This window comes from Serratia sp. ME47 (assembly GCF_903970925.1).
GTDB lineage: Bacteria > Pseudomonadota > Gammaproteobacteria > Enterobacterales > Enterobacteriaceae > Serratia > Serratia ureilytica.
In genome coordinates this window covers 60,408-74,451 of sequence record NZ_CAJCKE010000006.1, presented here as the reverse complement: position 1 = coordinate 74,451, position 14,044 = coordinate 60,408, and the positions used below count along the sequence as shown (strand labels likewise).

Annotated in this window: 16 protein-coding genes; 8 read left to right on the top strand and 8 right to left on the bottom strand. The window is 56.8% G+C overall.

Annotation, left to right across the window (positions count from 1 at the left end; all coding sequences use genetic code 11):
* Positions 1-12: 12 nt before the first annotated feature.
* The gene (locus tag H7A77_RS08865) at positions 13-828 is read left to right on the top strand and encodes an A24 family peptidase (RefSeq protein WP_182074070.1); all 816 of its coding nucleotides are present in this window, start codon (positions 13-15) and stop codon (positions 826-828) included.
* Here H7A77_RS08865 and gspS read toward each other — a convergent pair.
* Positions 825-1,187, bottom strand: a complete 363-nt coding sequence (gene gspS, locus H7A77_RS08860; protein ID WP_033642100.1) for a type II secretion system pilot lipoprotein GspS — start codon at positions 1,185-1,187, stop codon at positions 825-827. The two genes, H7A77_RS08865 and gspS, sit on opposite strands and share 4 nt — an antisense overlap.
* Positions 1,188-1,440: 253 nt before the next feature.
* Here gspS and gbpA point away from each other — a divergent pair, with 253 nt between their 5' ends.
* Positions 1,441-2,868 (top strand): N-acetylglucosamine-binding protein GbpA, encoded by a 1,428-nt coding sequence (gene gbpA, locus H7A77_RS08855; RefSeq protein ID WP_042783800.1) that lies wholly within the window; start codon positions 1,441-1,443, stop codon positions 2,866-2,868.
* A gap of 52 nt (positions 2,869-2,920) precedes the next feature.
* Positions 2,921-3,439, top strand: a complete 519-nt coding sequence (locus H7A77_RS08850; RefSeq protein WP_047025752.1) for a cytochrome b — start codon at positions 2,921-2,923, stop codon at positions 3,437-3,439.
* 281 nt (positions 3,440-3,720) lie between these two features.
* On the opposite strand, the gene H7A77_RS08845 is transcribed toward H7A77_RS08850, so the two are convergent.
* From H7A77_RS08845 to H7A77_RS08835, 3 genes are all read right to left on the bottom strand, one after another.
* On the bottom strand, positions 3,721-3,924 hold the full coding sequence (locus H7A77_RS08845) for an HHA domain-containing protein (protein ID WP_004940313.1): 204 nt from the start codon (positions 3,922-3,924) through the stop codon (positions 3,721-3,723).
* Positions 3,925-3,974: 50 nt separating this feature from the next.
* Entirely contained in the window at positions 3,975-4,343 is a 369-nt protein-coding gene (gene tomB / locus H7A77_RS08840; RefSeq protein ID WP_004940312.1) for an Hha toxicity modulator TomB, read from the bottom strand.
* 159 nt (positions 4,344-4,502) lie between these two features.
* Positions 4,503-4,856, bottom strand: coding sequence for a hypothetical protein (locus H7A77_RS08835; protein WP_047025751.1), 354 nt, complete (start codon positions 4,854-4,856; stop codon positions 4,503-4,505).
* Positions 4,857-5,262: 406 nt separating this feature from the next.
* On the opposite strand from H7A77_RS08835, the gene H7A77_RS08830 reads away from it, so the two are divergent.
* The 3 genes from H7A77_RS08830 to H7A77_RS08820 are packed head-to-tail and all read left to right on the top strand — an operon-like array spanning position 5,263 to position 7,734.
* A complete protein-coding gene (locus H7A77_RS08830; RefSeq protein ID WP_047025749.1) occupies positions 5,263-5,976 on the top strand; it encodes a metal ABC transporter ATP-binding protein in 714 nt (237 codons plus the stop codon).
* The gene (locus H7A77_RS08825; protein WP_182074069.1) at positions 5,973-6,830 is read left to right on the top strand and encodes a metal ABC transporter permease; all 858 of its coding nucleotides are present in this window, start codon (positions 5,973-5,975) and stop codon (positions 6,828-6,830) included. The genes H7A77_RS08830 and H7A77_RS08825 overlap by 4 nt, the downstream gene beginning before the upstream one ends.
* A gap of 25 nt (positions 6,831-6,855) precedes the next feature.
* Entirely contained in the window at positions 6,856-7,734 is an 879-nt protein-coding gene (locus tag H7A77_RS08820; RefSeq protein ID WP_042783804.1) for a metal ABC transporter solute-binding protein, Zn/Mn family, read from the top strand.
* A 105-nt stretch (positions 7,735-7,839) separates the two neighbouring features.
* Here the strand turns inward: H7A77_RS08820 and ykgO are convergent, their stop codons facing one another.
* The 4 genes from ykgO to sdeX form a co-directional block, all read right to left on the bottom strand.
* On the bottom strand, positions 7,840-7,980 hold the full coding sequence (gene ykgO / locus H7A77_RS08815) for a type B 50S ribosomal protein L36 (RefSeq protein ID WP_004940304.1): 141 nt from the start codon (positions 7,978-7,980) through the stop codon (positions 7,840-7,842).
* 12 nt (positions 7,981-7,992) lie between these two features.
* Entirely contained in the window at positions 7,993-8,247 is a 255-nt protein-coding gene (locus H7A77_RS08810) for a type B 50S ribosomal protein L31 (protein ID WP_004940303.1), read from the bottom strand.
* Positions 8,248-8,433: 186 nt separating this feature from the next.
* Positions 8,434-11,580, bottom strand: a complete 3,147-nt coding sequence (gene sdeY, locus H7A77_RS08805; RefSeq protein ID WP_033651107.1) for a multidrug efflux RND transporter permease subunit SdeY — start codon at positions 11,578-11,580, stop codon at positions 8,434-8,436.
* 17 nt (positions 11,581-11,597) lie between these two features.
* Positions 11,598-12,785 carry a multidrug efflux RND transporter periplasmic adaptor subunit SdeX gene (sdeX, locus tag H7A77_RS08800; RefSeq protein WP_033642108.1) on the bottom strand — a complete coding sequence of 396 codons (1,188 nt, stop codon included), beginning with the start codon at positions 12,783-12,785 and terminating at the stop codon, positions 11,598-11,600.
* 142 nt (positions 12,786-12,927) lie between these two features.
* Here sdeX and acrR point away from each other — a divergent pair, with 142 nt between their 5' ends.
* Positions 12,928-13,587 (top strand): multidrug efflux transporter transcriptional repressor AcrR, encoded by a 660-nt coding sequence (acrR, locus tag H7A77_RS08795; RefSeq protein ID WP_033642109.1) that lies wholly within the window; start codon positions 12,928-12,930, stop codon positions 13,585-13,587.
* 11 nt (positions 13,588-13,598) lie between these two features.
* Complete coding sequence (locus H7A77_RS08790; protein WP_042783805.1) at positions 13,599-13,952, top strand: DsrE/DsrF/TusD sulfur relay family protein; 354 nt, start codon at positions 13,599-13,601, stop codon at positions 13,950-13,952.
* Positions 13,953-14,044: the final 92 nt, after the last annotated feature.

The following is a 14,044-nucleotide window of genomic DNA, read 5'->3' as shown; positions in this document are numbered from 1 at the left end:
ATCCAGAGAACCATGCTATCCGCAATAAACGCAGTGGCCGATGAACACTGGCTGCTATTTAGCGCCGTGTTGAGCCTGTGCATCGGCAGTTTTATCAATGTGGTCGTTTATCGGCTGCCTGTCATGCTTGAGCGCGAAATGGAAATGGCGCAGGCCGAACGATTTAATCTCTTTTTGCCGCGTTCATTCTGCCCGTGTTGCACAATGAAAATACCGGCGCTCGATAATATTCCTTTATTAAGTTGGCTGCTGTTGCGCGGTCGCTGTCGTTATTGTCGCACGCCTATTTCCATCCGTTATCCACTGGTGGAGCTATTGCTGATGCTAATGGGAATAACGCTGGCCTGGCGCGTTGGCATCGGTGTGGATTGGTTTTTCATGTTGGCGTTTGCTGCATTGCTGCTGGCCTTGGCGGCGATCGACAGCGATTGTCAGCTGTTGCCGGATTGCCTGACGCTGTCGCTGCTGTGGGCCGGGCTGTTGTGGCATTGCCTGGCGCACCCGGCATTTTTGTCGGCGGCGGTCATCGGCGCGCTGGCGGGGTATTTGACGCTGTGGCTGCTGTATTGGGGATTTCGTCTCGCGACCGGCCGCGAGGGGCTGGGATACGGCGATTTTAAACTGCTGGCGGCGCTCGGCGCCTGGGGCGGCTATGCCGTTTTGCCGTCGATTCTGCTGTTTGCCGCCACCGGCAGCCTGCTGTGGCTGCTGCTGCGGGTGTGGCGCGGCGGCGATGGGGCACAGCCCCTGCCTTTCGGCCCGGGGTTGGCGGTGGCGGGCGCCGGCGCGGTAGCCTGCCAGTGGCTTGCGCTACCGCTGGCGGGTTAACGGAGCTGGGCTAAAAACGGCGCCAGCGTTCGGTTGAGTCCGCTGCACTTCTCTTGCAACGGCGTGGCGTCGGCCTCCAGCTGCGCGGCGACGTTTTTGCCTGCGTCAAGCAACTGGGTGCGATTAAGCGCCGGCGCCCAACCTTTTCTCTCCGCCGCCTGCAACGCCGCCGCCGCGAGTGGGTCGTTGGCCGGGATATCGGCGCGGTTGCAGCGTTCTCTCAGAAACTGGCCGGCGCCGACCAGCGATGACAGTTGGTCGCGCTGGATGGCGGCGTCAGGGGCCGATTTGGCGGCGTGCTGACAGCCGGATAACAGCAGGCATGCCATGAACGCCGTGGCGATGTTTTTCAATGTCACGTTATTTTCCCTGTGGAAGTGGCGCGGTGTCGGTATTTTCTTGCGCCGCATGGCGGCGCTTTATGAGGTCAGGAATATTTTAACCCTTTATTATGCGGTTTAATATTCTGACGGCATTAGGTTTTATTATTTTAATGCATTCTAAGTGCCGGGCGTTCAGGGCTTCTACTTATTATTCCTCTCGCGGTATCGCCGCATCTCTTTGAGTTTCTTCTCACTCAGTTGGAATCCAATAAATTTAACTGGAGTCGTAATGAAATTATCCAAAATCGCCCTGATGATGGCAGCGCTCACTGCCTCCTCGGCCGCCTGGTCGCACGGTTATATCGAAGTGCCCGAGAGCCGCGCCTACAAGTGCAAGCTGGGCAGCAACACCGACTGCGGCCGAGCGCAGTGGGAACCGCAGAGCGTCGAGCAGGTTTCCGGCTTCCCTGGCGGCGCGACGCCGCGCGACGGCCAGCTGGCCAGCGGCGGGGTGGGCGGTTTCGAGCCGCTGGATCGTCAGGGCGTCAACGTCTGGGCGTTGAACACCATGAAACCGGGACCGCAGACGTTCACCTGGTACCACACCGCCAAGCACAAAACCAATAACTGGCGTTATTACATCACCAAACAAGACTGGGACGTGAATAAGCCGCTGTCGCGCGAGGCTTTCGAAAAAGAGCCGTTCTGTGAAGTCGATGGCCATGCTCAGGCGCCAAAAGATCGCGAAGTGCACCAGTGCGTGGTACCGGAGAGAACCGGCTATCAGGTGATTTATGGCGTGTGGGAAATCAATGACACGGTGAACAGCTTCTATCAGGTGGTTGACGTCAACTTCGAGGACGACGGCGTCGTGTCCGAATGGCGCAAGCAGCTGCAAGGCTCTCTCACCGGCAAAAACCTGCAGGTTGGCGACAAGGTGATCGCCCGCTTCTTCGATGCGGACGGTGAAGTGCTGACGATGAAAACCGAGCTGGCGATCGACAGTGAGGCGCTGACCGACAAAAACCGCTGGAGCCACGCGTTGGCCAGCAAGATCAACGCCGAACAGAAAGCGGTGCGTGCCGGGGTGAAAGACGGTAAAGGCAACGTCAATCCGGTGTTTGGCAATAATGCGGTCTTCGCCAAACAAGGCAGCACGATGAAGAGCGTGGTGATCTCCTATGAGGAAGAAACGCCGGCTATCACCGAAGAGATCCGCATCGGCAACCTGTCCAGCACCAAGATCAAGGACGGTAAAGCTCAGCTGACCTTCAATGCCGAGGTTAAAGGCAAATTGACCGTTGAAGCGCGCGTTTACGATCACGGCCAGACGGAAAAAGGCTACGTGAAAGAGACGCTGGAAGACGCCAGCCAGCCGCTGACCATCGCGCTGAACAACGTCAGCGAGGGCCACCACATGCTGAAAGTGATCGCCAGCAACGACAATGGGCAGAGCATTCAGCCGGATATCGAAAACTTCAATCTGGAAGCTGAATCCACCGGCGGTGGCGGCAATGGCGACTACAACTTCGTCTTCCCGAATGCGCTGAGTAAATACACCGCCGGCACCACGGTGCTGCAACCGAAAGACGGCAAGGTTTATCAGTGCAAACCTTTCCCTTACAGCGGTTACTGCATGCAGTGGAACAGCGGCGCGACTCAGTTTGAGCCGGGCGTGGGATCCAACTGGCAGGACGCCTGGGTCGTGAAAAAGTAAGTGCGAATCGGATAGTCAAGCGGCCAATGATGGCCGCTTTTAAAGGAGCTTTATGTCACACGAACCTGCCCGTTACGATCTTTTCAGTCGGTTACTGCATTGGGGCATTGCCGCCGTGATGCTCTACGTCATGATCGTGGGTTATTCACTGCATTTTATGACGGATGCGCGCATCTTCGCCTTTTTCTCCGTGACCAATATGTCGTTGGCCTTGGTGCTGACACCGCTGATGGCGGCGCGCTTTATCTGGCGTTTTTTCCGGCCTAAAGTGCCTTATGGCGATATGCTGCAAGGGCGCGAGAAGGGGTTGGTGCATCTGCTGCACGAAATATTCTACCTGCTGATTTTCGTGGTGTTGCTGAGCGGCTTTCTTATGCTGGAGCACGGCTTTGCGGTTTTCGGCGCGATCGATTTTCCCCGTCCGATTGCGAATCTTGAGGTTAATCGTTTCTTTTTCGCCGTGCACCGTTATTCATGCATCGCGCTGTCGGCCATGATTGTACTGCACATCGCGGCGGTGATTAAGCATCACTGTTTCGCCCGGCGGGCGATTTTACGCCGCATGCTCTGAGCCTGGCGGTGATGGATCACGCCGCCCGGCGCGGCGGCGTGGCAGCGATGGCCTCAGGGATATTCGCCGCGATGTGCACCACACAGGCAATGTGAGGCGAGCGTCTTCACGCGTGAATAGCGTTAAGGCGTAATACCCCGGGCATTAACCGAGAATTGTTGCTATTTATTATTAACGGCAAAGATGAGTGTAATTAACATTTCGTTGTCAATAGGAAAATGACCTATTCAACTTGAACATTGAAGCCGATAAAAGCATCGGCTCAACGCGTTGGGGGCTGATTATCTGACATATTTCCAAACGGAGGTGGGGATTTTGTCATACAGCTTGTTCATGGTCAGCTCCGCCAAACGATGATCGGCGGCTGAGTAAAACAGCTCCAGTTCATCATCGGAAAGCTCGTACTTATTTTTTTCAATAACACGTTCGAGAGTATCAATCGTGGTGCATTTACGTAAACGCATCAGATAGTCGGTTTTAGTCATGGTGGCCTTTTAGTTTAATAACCGTAAAATAGCTCGGGAATAATTATCCCCTAAGTTTTCATTGTCGTACAGATGTCCTCTCCTGAGAACATTCTGAATAATCTCGCCTTGGTTTTTTGCCAGCGGCGCAGGTCGGAATCATTGATACCGTAGCTGCTGAACAGCGTATAGGTATCGTCGAGATATTCCTCGACTAACTCCGACAAATCGGATTCGTCCATGTATTTAATTTTATAACTCATCACAAACGAAGCGATATGTTCGATCAACTCATTAAGCTGAAGGTTGACGGAGGATGTCGGATCGTTGACCCACCCGTGGTGGCTGTCTCCCAGGGTGGCGATACCTTCATCATACAAATTTTCGCACAAGAATTTGAGTTGAGCAATGTCGTGTCGCTTAGGCGAATACTCATCCATATCATCCCCTCCGTAAGTCTTAATGGCGGTGTTGATAACACTATGTGAGTAAGCTGATTTACATCATGAACGGAGGCAGCTTAACGGTGGTTAAATAAACTTCCCGTAAAATGAATATAAATCATTTTTTCGCGTTTGGCCTGCAGTTATTACGTAAACTTACAATTCATCCGCGGTTGATGGGCGTGAGTTATCAATGATGTCGAAGATTAAACCCCGTTGCGCCACACGGAACCGGACGCTATCGCTGATCGTGTCTTCGCTGTTGATATCCAGGCAAGCATTAAAAATGCCCCACTTATAGCGATAACTCATTGAATAATCGCTGTCACCTTGTTGCACTATATCAAGTATTTCTAATGAATCTTCGGCATAGCGTGCGCTTTCAGAATAAAAACTGAGTCCGCTGGTCAGCGACGGCACTAACTCCGCAATATTGTCATTAATCACTTTCTTTAATTTTTTAACAGAAAGTGCGTTGACGTCCAGGTTACAGGCAAGGGTAACAAGCATTAATCTCGACCAACAACAATGTTATCTGCTCATCTTACTCCTTTTCCACTCGCGCCGGTAAATTTTTCGATTTACCGCTGTTTTTTTACCTTCCGCCAACATTTGCGCCGAACGGGAATATCCCTGAGTTTGATAAGGGGGCGAGGGGGGGACCTGCTGCGCGACGAGCTGTTACGTTCCGTTGCATTAATGAGTCCGGCAACGCTTGAGACATACCATTAATTGTGATGTTATATTATAACTATAAATCTGCTGCTTTGGTTATTCCCTTGATTCCCACTTCGCAAAATGACGCCGCGTCGTCACTGAATTCGTTGTTCACCACCTCCGCGGCCGTGCGCTGTGCGGGCGCTATCGTTTTGTTGACTCTGCTGTGGCTCGGCATTTTTTGGGCGGTGTCGCTGCCATGATTTCATTACGTCAGCTGGCGATAGGCTATGGCGCCACGCCGCTTTTCCCGCCGCTGAGCGGGCAGTTTAGCGCCGGTTCGTTAACCGCGGTGGTGGGCGTCAACGGGGCAGGGAAATCGACGTTGCTGAAAACGCTCGCCGGTTTGTTGCCGCCTGTGGCGGGTCGCCTGGACTTTAGCGGTGAAAAGCCGCCGCGCAAGGCTTATTTACCGCAGCAGGCGGAGCTGGATCGGCAATTCCCGATCGCGGTGAGCGATCTGGTGGCGATGGGATGTTGGCCGCAAAGCGGCATGTTCGGCGGTATGAACCAGCGTGCGGCGAGCCAGGTTAATGAGGCGCTGGCGAGCGTCGGCATGAGCGCGCTGGCGCACAGTCCGGTGGGCGAGCTCTCCGGCGGCCAGCTGCAGCGGGTGCTGTTTGCGCGCCTGTTGGTCCAACAGGCGCCGTTGATCCTGCTGGATGAACCCTTTACCGGCATCGACAGCGCCACTACGCAGATCCTGCTGCAGGTGATCGCGCAGCTGCATCAGCAGGGGAGAACGGTGATCGCCGTCCTGCATGACATGTCGATGGTCGCCGAGCATTTTCCGCAGGTGCTGTTGCTGACCCCGCAGGCGTGTCATTGGGGCGCGGCCGAGCGCGTGCTGGAACAGGTGCCGCGGTATCTCGCCGCCGAACGGCAGCCGAGCCTGCGGGTGGTGGCGCCATGATGCTGTTGCATGGGCTTATCGACCCTTTTCTCTCTTTCGGTTTTATGCGTCGCGCATTGATGGCGTGTCTGGCGCTGTCGCTCAGCGCCGCCCCGCTGGGGGTGTTTCTGTTGCTGCGCCGCATGAGCCTGGTGGGGGATGCGTTGTCCCACGCGGTGTTGCCCGGCGCGGCAATCGGTTATCTGATTTCCGGCATGTCGCTGGTGGCCATGGGCGTGGGCGGCTTTATCGCCGGGCTGGCGGTGGCGATGTTGTCCGGCCTGGTGAGCCGCCGCACGCCGCTGGAAGAGGACGCCAGCTTCGCCGGATTCTATCTGGGGTCGCTGGCGCTCGGGGTCACGTTGGTCTCGCTGCGCGGTTCCAGCGTGGATCTGCTGCACGTGCTGTTCGGTTCGATTCTGGCGGTGGATGCGCAGGCGATGCTGATGGTCGGTGCGATCGCCACGGTGTCGCTGCTGGCGCTGGCGGCGCTGTACCGCGCGTTGGTGATCGAGTCCTTCGACGTCACTTTCCTGCGCGTTAACGCGCCGCGCCGGTTGGCGCTGATCCACGGCCTGTTTTTGGCGCTGGTGGTGGTCAATCTGGTGGCGGGGTTCCAGGTCCTCGGCACCCTGATGTCGGTGGGGCTGATGATGCTGCCCGCCGCCAGCGCACGCTTCTGGGCGCGCAATCTGCCGCAGACGCTGGCGGTGGCGATGGGCATCGGCGCGCTGTCCAGCCTGATTGGGCTGGTGTGGTCCTACTACGCTTCGCTGCCTGCCGGTCCGGCGATCGTGCTCAGCGCCAGCGTCATCTTCTTTGTCTCGATCCTGTTTGGAACGCGTGGAGGCATTTACGCCTTTGCGCGCCGTTGAGAAGTGCCATTTGCAAGGAGAAAATATGAAACGTTTACCTATATCGCTGGCGGTCGCTGCTCTGCTGGCCAGCCCATTGGCGATGGCGAAGACCGTCGACGCCGTCGCCAGCTTTTCCATTCTGGGAGATATCGTTAAACAGGTGGGGGGCGATCACGTCAAGGTTAGCACGCTGGTGGGGCCGGATGGCGATCCGCACAGCTTTGAGCCTTCACCGCAGGACGGCAAGACGTTGGCGCAGGCCGACGTGGTGTTCGTCAGCGGCCTGGGGCTGGAAGGGTGGATCGATCGCCTGGTCAGCGCTTCGGGTTATAAAGGACAGGTGATTACCGCGTCACAGGGCATCAACACCCGCCAAATGGAGGAGGATGGCAAACCGATTACCGATCCTCACGCCTGGAACAGCATGAAAAACGGCGTGCAGTACGCCACCAACGTGATGAACGCCCTGATCGCCGCCGATCCCGAGGATGCCAACTATTTTCGCCAGCGCGGCGCCGAATACATTCAGCAGTTGCAAAAGCTGGATCTGTGGGCCAAAACCCAGTTCGCCGCTGTGCCGCCGCAGAAACGTAAGGTGCTCACCAGCCATGATGCCTTTGGTTACTTTGGGCAAGAGTATGGCGTCACCTTCCTTGCGCCGGTCGGATTTTCCACCGAGGCCGAAGCCAGCGCCAGCGATGTGGCCGGCCTGATCAAGCAAATCAAACAGGAAAAAGTTAACGCTTACTTTATCGAAAACCAGACCGATCCGCGACTGGTGAAACAGATTGCCGCCGCCACCGGCGCCAAGGCGGGCGGCGAGCTGTACCCTGAAGCGCTCTCGCGCGTGGGCGGCCCGGCAGCCACCTATGAGCAGGCGTTCAAGCACAATGTCGACGCGTTGCTGAGCAGCATGAAGTAATCTCCGCCCCCGCTTGCCGGCGGGGGCAGCTTGCAGGCACTTTCTCGCCATAAAAAAAGCCCCGTTGAGCAGCAACGGGGCTTTGCGACAGATGACACTTTGGAGTTAACGCTTTTTCTTACGTCCCTGTACCGCTTTGAATCGCGGATTGCTTTTACAGATCACATAGATGCGGCCACGACGACGCACGACTTTGCAATCCGGGTGGCGATTTTTCGCCGAACGCAATGAACTCAATACCTGCATGGGGGTTCCTTGTTACTTATTGCCGATAAAGCGGCCAAAGCGCTGCTGGAAGCGCGCCGTGCTGCCTTCTTTGGAATAGTCTTTCTGCTTGCCGGTGTAATACGGATGCGAAGCGGAAGAGACGTCGAGGGTGACATACGGCCAGCTTTCGCCGTCCAGCTCGATGGTGCGATCGGTTTTGATGGTCGATCCCACTTTGAAGTAGGCGTTGGCGCTGACGTCGTGGAACACCACGGTGCGATAATCGGGATGGATGCCGGGTTTCATAATGGCTTTCTCGTGTAATGTTATACTATAACAGTAATTATGCGCCGACCGGGCATCACGATCAAGCGTAAATTGCACACACGAGTGAATTAATGAGAACGGTTTGCATTAAGCAACTGAAGCAAAAGAAAAAGGCCGCATGCGCGGCCTTTTCGATTATCGGGTAGAAATCCCTTCACTGAACGATCAGTGATGCTCTACCGGGTGGCTGTGTTCCAGGTCTTCGTTCTTCTTGCTGAAGCGGCGGCGAACCACCACGAAGAACACCGGTACGAAGAAGATCGCCAATACGGTCGCGGTGATCATCCCGCCCATTACGCCGGTACCTACCGCGTTCTGTGCGCCGGAGCCTGCGCCGCTGCTGATAACCAGCGGCAGAACCCCGAGGATGAAGGCCAGGGACGTCATCAGGATTGGACGCAGACGCATACGCACCGCTTCCAACGTCGCTTCGATCAGACCTTTGCCTTCTTTCTCCATCAGATCCTTGGCGAATTCCACGATCAGGATGGCGTTCTTCGCCGATAGACCGATGGTGGTCAACAGCCCCACCTGGAAGTACACGTCGTTATTCATGCCGCGCATCGTCGCGGCCAACAACGCACCGATAACCCCCAGCGGCAATACCAGCATGACCGAGAACGGCACGGACCAGCTTTCATACAGCGCCGCCAGACACAGGAACACCACCAGAATCGAGATGGCGTACAGCGCCGGCGCCTGGTTGCCCGACAGACGTTCCTGATAGGACATGCCGGTCCAGTCGTAACCGATGCCGCTTGGCAGTTTGGACGCCAGCTGTTCCATCAGGTTCATCGCTTCACCGGTACTCTTGCCCGGTGCAGCCTGGCCCAGAATTTCCATCGACGGCAAGCCGTTATAGCGTTCCAGACGCGGTGAGCCGTATTCCCATTTCGCCGAAGAGAAGGCGGAGAATGGCACCATCTGGCCGCTGGTACCGCGCACGTACCATTTGTTGATGTCTTCCGGCAGCATGCGGAACGGCGCTTCGGCCTGTACGTACACCTTCTTCACACGACCGCGGTCGATGAAGTCGTTGACGTATGAACCACCCAGTGCGGTGCTCAGCGTGCTGTTGATGGTGGTGATGCTCACGCCCAGCGCCTTGGCTTTCTCCTGATCGACGATCAGTTTGAACTGCGGCGTATCTTCCAGGCCGTTCGGGCGCACGCCCACCAGCACGTCCGGATGCTGAGCAACCATGCCCAACAGCTGGTTACGCGCTTCGGTCAGTTTTTCGTGTCCCAGGCCGCCCTGATCAATCAGCTCGAAGTCGAAGCCGGTTGCGGTACCGAGTTCGATGATTGCCGGCAGGTTGAACGGGAACACCAGGCCTTCTTTAATCTGCGAGAAGGCGCCCATGGCGCGACCCGCGATCGCTTCTACCTTGTTCCCGGCCCCTGGACGCTCACCCCAGTCTTTCAGGCTGACGAATGCCAGGCCGTTGTTCTGGCCGTTACCGTTGAAGCCGAAGCCCGCGACGGTAAACACCGAAACCACGTTGTCCTTTTCCTTGTTCAGGAAGTAGTCGGAGACTTCTTCCAACACCTTGTTGGTGCGGGATTCGGTGGCGCCGGCAGGCAACTGCACCATGGTCAACAGGATGCCCTGATCTTCGTCCGGCAGGAACGAAGAGGGCAGGCGCAGGAACAGCAGGCCCATGCCAACCACGATCAGCAGGTAGATGATCAGGTAGCGGCCGGTGCTGCGCAGGATGTTGCCCACGCTGTCGGTATAGTGATGCGTGCTCTTCTCGAACATGCGGTTAAACCAGCCGAAGAAGCCCGTTTTAACCCCATGATCGCCTTTCGGGATCGGTTTGAGCAGGGTGGCGCACAGCGCCGGCGTCAGGATCAAGGCCACCAGCACCGACAGCGCCATCGCGGACACGATGGTGATCGAGAACTGACGATAGATGGCGCCGGTTGAACCGCCGAAGAACGCCATCGGCACGAATACCGCCGACAGAACCATGGCGATACCCACCAGCGCGCCCTGGATCTGGCCCATCGATTTACGGGTAGCTTCTTTCGGCGGCAGCCCCTCTTCGGACATGACGCGCTCGACGTTCTCCACCACCACGATGGCGTCATCCACCAGCAGGCCGATCGCCAACACCATGCCGAACATCGTCAGGGTGTTTATCGAGAAGCCGAACGCCGCGAGTATCGCAAAGGTCCCCAGCAACACCACCGGCACCGCGATGGTTGGGATCAGCGTTGCGCGGAAGTTCTGCAGGAACAGATACATCACCAGGAATACCAGGATGATGGCTTCGATCAGCGTTTTCACCACTTCGTTGATGGAGATCTTAACGAATGGGGTGGTGTCGTACGGATAAACCACTTTCATCCCTTGCGGGAAGAAGGGCGCCATCTTGGCCAGCTCGTCTTTCACACCTTTAGCGGTGTTCAAGGCGTTGGCGCCGGTCGCCAGTTTGATACCCAGGCCGGCGGCAGGCTTGCCGTTATAACGCGCGGTAACGGCATAGCTTTCCGCGCCGCGCTCGATGTGAGCGACGTCGCGCAGGCGCACCTGGGAACCGTCGGTATTGACCTTCAGCAGGATCTTGCCGAACTCTTCCGGCGAAGTCAGACGGGTCTGCGCGATGATCGAGGCGTTCAACTGCTGCCCCGGCACCGGCGGCAGGCCGCCCAGCTGGCCTGCGGCGATCTGGTTGTTCTGCTCGGTGATGGCGGAGGTCACGTCCGTGGTCGTCAGCTGGTAGTTGTTCAGCTTGTTCGGATCCAGCCAGATACGCATCGCGTACTGGGCACCGAACAGCTGCACTTCACCCACGCCGGACGAACGGCTGATCGGGTCCTTGATGTTGGACGCCACGTAGTCCGCAATATCGTCCTGAGTCATGTTCGGATCGTCGGAAACGAAGCCGGCCACCATCAGGAAGCTGCTGCTGGATTTTTCTACTTTCAGGCCCTGCTGCTGAACTTCTTGCGGCAGCAGCGGGGTGGCCAACGACAGTTTGTTCTGGACCTGAACCTGCGCGATGTCAGGATCGGTGCCGGACTCAAACGTCAGGGTAATGGTGACGCTACCAGAGGAATCACTGGTGGAGGACATGTACATCAGGTTATCGATACCGTTCATGTTCTGTTCGATAATCTGTGTGACGGTATCCTGCACCGTTTTGGCATCTGCACCCGGGTAGTTGGCGGAAATACTCACCGCCGGCGGTGCAATAGTGGGATACTGCGCGATTGGCAGTTTCATTATTGCAAGCACCCCCGCCAACATGACGATGATGGCGATTACCCAGGCGAAAATTGGGCGGTCTATAAAGAACTTAGCCATGTATTACAGGCTCCTTTTTATGACTTCTGCGCTTCAGACTGCGGCTGTTTTTGCGCCTGAGTGTCAACTTCCTGCACTTTTACCTGCGCGCCCGGATGCACTTTCATCAGGCCCGTGACGATGACGCGATCGCCGGCTTTCAGGCCATCGGTAACCAGCCATTTGTCGCCAATCGCCTGGTCCGCCTTCAGCGTGCGCAGCTCAACTTTGTTGTCTGCCCCTACCACCAACGCCGTCGCGTCGCCGCGCGGGTTGCGGGTGACGCCCTGTTGAGGCACCAGCAACGCATCGCTGCGTACGCCTTCGTCCAGACGGGCGCGCACGAACATGCCAGGCAACAGCGTATCGTTCGGGTTAGGGAACAGGGCGCGAATGGTGATGGAGCCGGTGGTCTCATCGACGGTGACGTCGGAGAACTCCAGCGTGCCTTCCTGCGCGTATTCGGTGCCGTTTTCCAGCATCAGTTTCACTTTGGCCTTGCCGTTTTCCTGCTTCAGCGCGCCGCTGGCCAGTTCTTGCTTCAGGCGCAGGAAGTCGGTGCTCGACTGGGTGACGTCGACATACATCGGATCCAGCTGCTGCACGGTGGACAGGGCGGTTGCCTGGCCGTTGCTGACCAGCGCGCCTTCGGTCACGGCGGATTTGCCGATGCGGCCGGAGATCGGAGAGGTCACCTTGGTGTACGCCAGGTTGATGCGCGCGGTTTCCACGGCGGCCTTGGCGGCCACCACGGCGGCATCCGCTTGCTGCAGCGTGGACACGGCGTTGTCATAGTCCTGCTTGCTGATGTAGCTGGTGCCCAGCAATGGCTTGTAGCGGTTTACCGTCACGCGCGCGATGGAAGCGCTGGCCTGCGCTTTGGCCAAATCGCCTTTCGCGCTGTCGTAGCTGGCCTGATAGGTCGCGGGATCGATTTGGTACAGAGACGTCCCGGCCTTGATATCGCTGCCTTCAACGAAGTTACGCTTCAGGATGATGCCGCTGACCTGAGGGCGAACTTCGGCGATGCGATACGCAGCGGTGCGGCCAGGAAGATCGGTAGTGATATTGAGAGGCTCGGCCTTCAAAGTGACTACGCCCACTTCAGGAGCCTGCTGTTGGGCGCCTTGCTGTTGGGTTTCTTTATCGTTACATCCTGTTAGCACTAAGCTGCCTGAAAGCATCAGAACGGCCGCCAGAGGCGTTAACCCTCTGTTTTTGTTCATAGAAAAACCTCAAGTGTCCGATTTCAAAATGATCAATGGATCACAAGCTTTAAAACCCATTGCTGCGTTAATTATATGTGCGTGCTATGGTACATACATTCGCGAATGTATGTAAATCACACTCCCCCTAAATAACAATGCCATGGCACGAAAAACCAAACAGCAGGCGCAAGAAACCCGGCAGCAAATCCTCGATGCTGCGGTGAGAGAGTTCTCTGAACGTGGCGTTGCTGCAACGTCACTGACAGATATTGCCACCGCTGCCGGGGTTACGCGTGGAGCCATTTACTGGCACTTCAAGAATAAGGTAGACCTGTTTAATGAAGTTTGGGAATCTACCGAGCCGAAAATTGACCAGCTCGAAACAGAGTATCAGGCAAAGTTTCCCGATAATCCACTGCGGGTTATCCGGGAAATTCTGATTTACATTCTGACGTCTACGGTTGAAGACGGCCGCAGGCGGGCGTTGATGGAGATTATATTCCACAAATGCGAGTTTGTCGGTGAAATGATGCCGCTGCTGGATTCGCGCAAGGTGCTGTACCTCGCCGGCTACGAACGCATCGAAGCGGTGCTGTATAACTGCATTCACCACGAGCAATTGCCCGCCGATTTGCATACCCGCCGTGCGGCGATCATCCTGCGCGGTTATATCACCGGCCTGATGGAAAACTGGCTGTTTATGCCGGAAAGTTTCGATCTGCGGGCCGAAGCCGAAGCGCTGGTCGATGCGTTTTTGGAGATGCTGCAGTTTTGCCCCACCTTGCGCCTCAACCCCGACGTCGACCGCCTTCCTTTATAAGGAGAGATTTCATGTCATCAGTTGTTCTCATCGCCAACGGCGCCGCCTATGGCCATGAATCCTTGTTCAATGCGCTGCGGTTGGCCATCGCGCTGAAAGAGCAGCAAAGCAGTCTCGACCTGCGGCTGTTTCTGATGTCCGACGCGGTGGTGGCCGGGCTGGCAGGACAGCAGCCGCACGAAGGATACCATCTGCAGCAGATGCTGGAGATCCTCACCGCGCAGCAGGTGCCGGTCAAGCTGTGCAAGACCTGCGCCGACGCGCGCGGCGTCAGCCGCTTGCCGCTGGCGGACGGCGTGGAGATCGGCACGCTGGTCGAACTGGCGCAGTGGACGCTGGCGGCGGAGAAAGTGCTCACTTTCTGATTTCGCGACAACGGGACATCATCGGCAACGTTTTTGTTGTTCATTGCCCGCCGGCGATCGTGATAATCTTCAGGCTTCTTAACCGATCCGAA